The organism is Streptomyces sp. WM6378 (genome assembly GCF_001279695.1).
GTDB lineage: Bacteria > Actinomycetota > Actinomycetes > Streptomycetales > Streptomycetaceae > Streptomyces.
The window spans coordinates 1-6,327 of the sequence record NZ_LGDD01000067.1 but is presented as its reverse complement, the minus strand read 5'-3'; the positions used below and the strand labels follow the sequence as shown (position 1 = coordinate 6,327).

Here is a 6,327-nt window from a genome sequence, read left to right as displayed (position 1 = left end):
GGTGGGGGCGGTGAGCGGGGTTCCGGCGGCGGGGGTTCGCTGTGCCCACCCTTCCCCAAGGTCTCGGCTTCGCTCGACCAGGGGAGACCCCGATCGCCCTGCGGAACGATTGCCCACAGTGTGGTCCGAGGGAGCGGAACGGCTGCCCACGGCGTGGTGTGAGGGAGCCGGACGATTGCCCACAGCGAGTGGGGAAGGTGCCGCCGCAGTCTGAGCGTAGGGGCTGCTCGCGGCGCGAGGCGAGGCGGGACGGGTGTCCGCAGGGGGGTGTGGGGTCGGGGACTCCGTCGAGGGGGCCTCTGCCCGGCGGGTGAGCAATCTCGTATGCAGGGCCGTCAGTTCGGGACCCGGGGGGACGCCCAGCTCTGTGTCCAGGGTTCGGCGGGTGGTCTCGTAGACCGCGAACGCGTCTGCCTGGCGGCCCGCTCTGTGGAGGGCCAGCATCAGGAGGGCCTGGGTTCGTTCGCGGAGGGGGTGTTCCGCCGCGAAGGCCCGGAGCGAGGCGATCGTCGCCGCGTGGCGGTCCAGGGCGAGGGCGCCGTGGAAGTGGTCCTCCCGGGCGGACAGCCACAGTTCGGTGAGGCGGTCGCGCTCGCGCTCGGCGTGCGGGCCGGGCAGGCCCGCGAGGGGGGTGCCGCCCCACAGGGCGAGCGCGCCGGTCAGTTCGCGGTGGGCGGCCGCGGTGCCGCCCGCGCCGCGCAGCCGGGCGGCCTCGGCCAGGCGCGCCTCGAAGACGGCGGTGTCGAGCGCGCTGGACGGCACCCGCAGGGCGTATCCGTCGTCGGCCGACACCAGGAGCCTGGCCGGGGTGCGGGCGGGGCGGGACGGTTCAAGCAGGGTGCGCAGCCGCGACACGTAGGTGCGCAGGGTGCCGACCCCGCGCGGGGGCAGCCGTTCGCCCCAGATCGCGTCGAGGAGCTCCGGCATGGACACGGGCCGGCCCGCGCGAAGGAGCAACACGGCGAGCAGGGCCCGCTGCTGGGGCGGTCCGAGCCGCAGGGGCCGGCCACCGAGGTCGCCCTCGACGGGCCCGAGCATCCGGAACCGCAGCCCAGTCGCCGTGCCGCCTATGCCGCCGGTTGTGCCGCCATCGCCCGTTCCGCCGGATTCCGTCACGCGCCGCCGCCTCTTCCTCTCAACGCACCCGGCCGATCCGTCCCTCGACGTTTGCCCTTCCGGCCCACCGAATCTTGTTCTTCCGGTCCACCGAAACGCTACGCCAGGACCTCTCACCGGCCCGCATCACCACATGTATCGCACAAGGAGTTGGCTTGAACTGGCCCCTGTATCCCGTGGGTAACCGGTCGAAAGGGCACCCTCCCTGCCCCCAAGACGGGCCTTGCGCCTCCTGCGTTCCGTATCAAAGGCGTCAAGAATCGCGAGCCGACGAACGAGGGGAGTGCACCTATCGTGCGGGTCACGCGGGAACAGCAGGCCGAGCGACGCCCGGGCGCCCCGGCGGCCGGCTCGACGCGGCGCGAATCCGCACTCGCCCGGCTCCACCGCACCGCCGGGAACGCGGCGGTGGCCCAGCTGTTCGCTCCGGCCGCCGAACGAGGCCGGGAGGCCGCGCCCGTCCAGCGGATCACCGACCGGGCCGGCGGCACGTACGACGCGACGCCCCAACCCGGCGAGCGCGGGCCGTACTTCGTCTCGCAGGGCCCCGAACCGGTGGTCGCGAGGGGCGGCGGCGGTGAACCGCGCGACATCCGGGAGCGGCTGCGCTACGAGCTCTCCGAGGTCGGCCCCGCCGACGCCCCGCTCCGGGTGGCCGACGACGGCACGCTCGCCGTGCACGGGGTGGACGAACCCAAGGAGTTCTACGCGGTGCAGGCCGTCGTCGACACCGCCAACACGGCGCTGCGCGCGGTCGGCAGCACCGTCGAGCTGGTCACCGGGGGCCGCAGCATCGGCGTCGGCGCGCACCGGCTGCTCCGTGTCCAGCCCGCCGTCGTCAAGGACGCCACGCCCGAGAGCCAACTGGGGCCGTTCGTCTCGCTGTTGCGCTCCACCTGCATCTCGGTGGCGTGCGCCCTGATCGGCTCCGAGCACTCGAAGCGGGCCCAGGCAGTGCTCGGCGGGCGCGCCGGGGGCTTCCTGCTCACCCCCAGCTCCGACAGCGACGCCCGCGCGAACCGCCTTGCGGGCGCGGTGGCGCAGGACACCGCCGACACCCTCGGCGTCGACGGCGCGGTCACCGCAGCCCGGGGCGAGACGGCCCCGCTCCAGGACCTCGGCCGCAGCTACGGCGAGGCCACCCGCGGCGGCGGCCGGGACGCCACCGAGGCCCGCCTCGGCATCAACAAGTACGCGTCCCCCGGCCCCGGGGAGGGCTTCGGGATCTTCAGCATGCTGGCCAAGGACGGCCGCGACCACTCGGTGTCGCCCGCCGTGGACCGCGGCGAGAACGTCTGGGGCTACCACTTCGCGGCGGTCGTCGCACGCTCCCTGGACGGCACCTGCCAGGTGACCCTGGAGAACTACGCGCGCAACGAGTTCGACGCCAAGGCCCGCTCCGACCTGTACGAGCTCCTCTACGAGCGGGCCAAGAAGGAGGGCGGCTGGTTCAGCCGGCTCAAGCCGCTCCTGGAGAGCGACGACCAGCAGGCCTTCAAGACGAAGTTCGACGACGTGCTGGCCGCCCTGGTCAAGGACCCCGCCGTCAAGAGGAACAGGGGCCTGCCGCGCATCCAGTTGCAGAACGACTTCGAGGACCACACCTGCCGCTCCTGGTTCTTCCGCGTCTACGGCGGCGGCCCCGGCGAGAGCTTCCACGAGCAGCAGGCGGCCTCGGGCTACTTCAACAACCCCATGACGCTGCGGGTCGGCCGCCCGCCGGCCGGGCCCTGAGGACCACCCGCACGCAGGGGCTGTCGGGGTCGGCCGGGATTTGGAGAGCCGCGCCCACTGTTCAGGCCGCACGTCGGGGGAGCACGCTGCTGGGAGTACGGACAGCTACTGCACCATCACGGACCGGGGCGACGTGGACGGGAGTCGGCATTACGTGCCTAGGGGGTGCGCGCCATGGGTGACAGCAGTGCGGAACAGCAGGCGGCCGAGGATGCCCGGCGGAGGGAGGAACTGTTGGAGAAGGTGCGCGAGGCGAACCGGCTGAGCACCGGCCGGCCCTGCCCGCCGCCGGGATCGGTCCCGCTCTCCGAGGACGAGGACGACGCCTGACCCGTCCTCTTCCGGACCTTCCGCGTTCGGGCCCCGGGCCCGGGTACGGCACCCGCCGTACCCGATCCGGCCGGGAGATCCCGCGCTGATGACCGGAAGGGCAGCTTGTGCTGCCCTCGTCCACGCACCTTCTCCCCTCCCCCCTCAAGCCCCGCCGCGCGAGGCTTGAGGGGTAATTGGCCGGTAGCAGCGTTTCGGGGGGCGGGACAACCGCGTGCAGCTCGGATTCGGAGTGAGCCGTCCGCCCCGCGCTCAGCCGGCCCCCAAAGTCTTCGGGCGCTGGCCCGCACCCTCCGTACCCCAGTAACAAGGAGCAGCTTCCCGTGCCCAACTACCTGTCCCCCGGCGTCTACGTCGAGGAAGTCGCCAGCGGATCCCGCCCCATCGAAGGGGTCGGCACCTCCGTTGCCGCCTTCGTCGGGCTCGCGCCCGTGGGGCCGCTGAACGAGCCGACGCTGGTGACGAACTGGTCCCAGTACGTCGCCGAGTTCGGCGAGTTCACGGACGGGTACTACCTGGCGCACTCCGTCTACGGCTTCTTCAACAACGGCGGTACGGCCGCCTACATCGTGCGCGTCGGCGGCTCCGAGAACGGCACCGGGCAGGCCGCCCCGCAGGCCGCGGCCGCCGCCGCGCCGCAGGCGATCACCGCCGGTGAGGCCGTGGCGCTCGGCACGTTCAAGGTCTCCGCGATCACGGCGGGCTCCAACGGCGGTGCGCTGACCGTCGAGGTGCAGGACTCCGACGAGAAGGACGCGGACCGCTTCAAGCTGGTCGTCAAGGACGGCGACACCGTCGTCGAGAACTTCGACGTCAGCGCGAAGAAGTCGGCGCGCAACTTCGTCGTCACGCAGGTCAAGCAGCGCTCCAAGACGATCACCGTCGAGGAGACCGTGGCTGGTGGCCAGCTGGCCAAGCCGGACGCTCAGGCCGTCACCCTGGCCCCGCCGGCCGCCGCGCCCGCCCCCGCCGCGACCGGTGGCGCCCTCGCCCGGGTCGAGTCCGGCCAGTTCATCGGCGACTCCGCCGACCGCACCGGCTTCGGCGGCCTGGAGGCCCTCGACGAGATCAACATGGTCGCGGTGCCCGACCTGATGGCCGCCTACCAGCAGGGCCTGATCGACCTGGAGCAGGTCAAGGCCGTCCAGCTGGGCCTGGTCGCGCACTGCGAGCTGATGGGCGACCGCATGGCCATCCTCGACCCGCCGCCGGGGCTCAACGCCCGCGACATCCGCAAGTGGCGGATGGAGGGCGCCGGTTACGACTCCCGGTACGCCGCCCTCTACTACCCGTGGATCAAGTCCTTCGACCCCTCCACCGGCCAGACCAAGATCGTTCCGCCGTCCGGGCACATGGCCGGCATCTGGGCCCGCAACGACGCCGAGCGCGGCGTCCACAAGGCTCCCGCGAACGAGATCGTGCGCGGCGCCGTCGACCTGGAACTCCAGATCACCCGCGGCGAGCAGGACCTCCTGAACCCGGTCGGCGTCAACTGCATCCGCGCCTTCCCGGGCCGCGGCATCCGCGTCTGGGGCGCCCGCACCCTTGCCTCGGACCCGGCCTGGCGCTACCTGAACGTGCGCCGGTACTTCAACTACCTGGAAGAGTCGATCCTGATCGGCACCCAGTGGGTCGTGTTCGAGCCGAACGACCAGGCGCTGTGGGCCCGGATCCGCCGCAACATCTCCGCCTTCCTGGTCAACGAGTGGCGCAACGGCGCCCTGTTCGGCCAGCGCCCCGAGGACGCCTTCTACGTGAAGTGCGACGAGGAGACCAACCCGGTGGAGTCGGTCGACCTCGGCCGCGTGGTCTGCGAGATCGGCATCGCGCCCGTCAAGCCCGCCGAGTTCGTCGTGTTCCGGCTCGCCCAGTTCTCGGGCGGCGGCGGCGAGCTGGAGGAGTAGCAGATCTGCTCCAACTCGCTTACGTACCCGCCGTTTCCGCACGAACAGGAGTAACCCAGCATGTCGCTTCAGCCCGGTGATGCGCTCACCACACACAACTTCGGCCTGCAGATCGACGGCATCATGGTCGAGTACCTGCAGGAGGTCAGCAGCCTCTCCATGGAGCAGGACGTCATCGAGTACCAGCAGGTCTCGGCCGACGGCAAGCCGATCATCAAGAAGCTGCCCGGCGTCAAGAAGGCCGGTGAGTGCACGGTGACCCGCGGCGCCACGCAGTCCGCCACGTTCTCCGAGTGGATCAAGCAGTCCATCGACGGGAACATGGGCTCGGCCCGCAAGAACGCCTCCATCATCATGATGGACTACATGGACAACCCGGTGAAGCGCTACCACCTGCGCAACGCCTGGTGCAACAAGGTCGAGATCAGCTCGGTCAAGGCCGGCGACGCCCAGGCCATGACCGAGCAGGTCTCCATCACCTTCGAAGAGCTGGTCATCGAGTAATGCGCCGCGAAGGTCCTGGAATTGCCGGCGCGCCCGGGGTGGACACCCCGGCCGCGTCCGGCGCGCGGGAGACCCTGCGCACCGAGTTCGAGTTCGAGCTGCCGCGCGGGTACGTCGACGAGTCGGGCACCGTGCACCGGCGCGGCGCGATGCGGCTCGCCACGGCCCGCGACGAGCTGGTCCCGCGGCCCGCGACGAGCTGGTCCCGCTGCGGGACGTACGGGTCCGCGAGAACCCGGCGTACCTGTCGGTGGTCCTGCTCGGCCGGGTCATCACCCGGCTCGGCACGCTCGGTGACGTCCACGACGGCACGGTGGAGAACATGTTCGCCTCCGACCTGGCCTTCCTCCAGGACTTCTACCGGCAGATCAACGCCGAGGGCCACACCCGTGCGGCCGTGGCCTGCCCGCACTGCGAGCAGTCCTTCGAGGTCGAGCTGGCCGGGAGCCGCCTGGGGGAATCGTGACGTACGCGGCCGACCGGATCGAGGAGGAGACCGCGTACCTGGCCTACCACTTCCACTGGGACATGGACTCCATCCTCGACCTGGAGCATGCGGACCGGCGGGCGTACGTACGGCGGGTGGCGGCACTGGTGGAACAAGGCGAAGGGGAGCGGTGACGGGGGATGGGGCTCGCCCCGGCCCGCGACGAGCTGGTCCCGCTGCGGGACGTACGGGTCCGCGAGAACCCGGCGTACCTGTCGGTGGTCCTGCTCGGCCGGGTCATCACCCGGCTCG

The 6,327-nt window shown here is 71.6% G+C and carries 6 protein-coding genes and 1 pseudogene; 6 read left to right on the top strand and 1 reads right to left on the bottom strand.

Annotation, left to right across the window (positions count from 1 at the left end):
* The coding region (locus ADK54_RS08940; protein ID WP_234391978.1) for an AfsR/SARP family transcriptional regulator at positions 1–1,116 on the bottom strand (1,116 nt) is incomplete at its 3' end.
* 294 nt (positions 1,117–1,410) lie between these two features.
* On the opposite strand from ADK54_RS08940, the gene ADK54_RS08935 reads away from it, so the two are divergent.
* The 6 genes and pseudogenes from ADK54_RS08935 to ADK54_RS46685 all read left to right on the top strand — a co-directional run bounded on the left by ADK54_RS08935 (position 1,411) and on the right by ADK54_RS46685 (position 6,209).
* Positions 1,411–2,850, top strand: a complete 1,440-nt coding sequence (locus ADK54_RS08935) for a hypothetical protein (RefSeq protein ID WP_053725013.1) — start codon at positions 1,411–1,413, stop codon at positions 2,848–2,850.
* Positions 2,851–3,024: 174 nt separating this feature from the next.
* Positions 3,025–3,180: a hypothetical protein gene (locus ADK54_RS45785; RefSeq protein ID WP_159047681.1), complete on the top strand. Its 156-nt coding sequence runs from the start codon at positions 3,025–3,027 to the stop codon at positions 3,178–3,180.
* Between the two features lie 323 nt (positions 3,181–3,503).
* Positions 3,504–5,084: a phage tail sheath family protein gene (locus ADK54_RS08930; RefSeq protein WP_053725012.1), complete on the top strand. Its 1,581-nt coding sequence runs from the start codon at positions 3,504–3,506 to the stop codon at positions 5,082–5,084.
* A gap of 60 nt (positions 5,085–5,144) precedes the next feature.
* A complete protein-coding gene (locus ADK54_RS08925; protein WP_053725011.1) occupies positions 5,145–5,588 on the top strand; it encodes a phage tail protein in 444 nt (147 codons plus the stop codon).
* A pseudogene (locus ADK54_RS08920) lies at positions 5,588–6,054 on the top strand (hypothetical protein). The gene ADK54_RS08925 and the pseudogene ADK54_RS08920 overlap by 1 nt, the downstream one beginning before the upstream one ends.
* A complete protein-coding gene (locus ADK54_RS46685) occupies positions 6,051–6,209 on the top strand; it encodes a DUF6760 family protein (RefSeq protein WP_162952566.1) in 159 nt (52 codons plus the stop codon). Before ADK54_RS08920 ends, ADK54_RS46685 begins: the two are co-directional and overlap by 4 nt.
* The last annotated feature ends 118 nt before the right edge of the window (positions 6,210–6,327 follow it).

What these genes read in the sequence shown, in the direction of transcription:
- ADK54_RS45785 (WP_159047681.1), top strand. Translation starts at nt 3,025, where the DNA reads ATGGGTGACAGCAGTGCGGAACAGCAGGCGGCCGAGGATGCCCGGCGG.
- ADK54_RS08925 (WP_053725011.1), top strand. Translation starts at nt 5,145, where the DNA reads ATGTCGCTTCAGCCCGGTGATGCGCTCACCACACACAACTTCGGCCTG.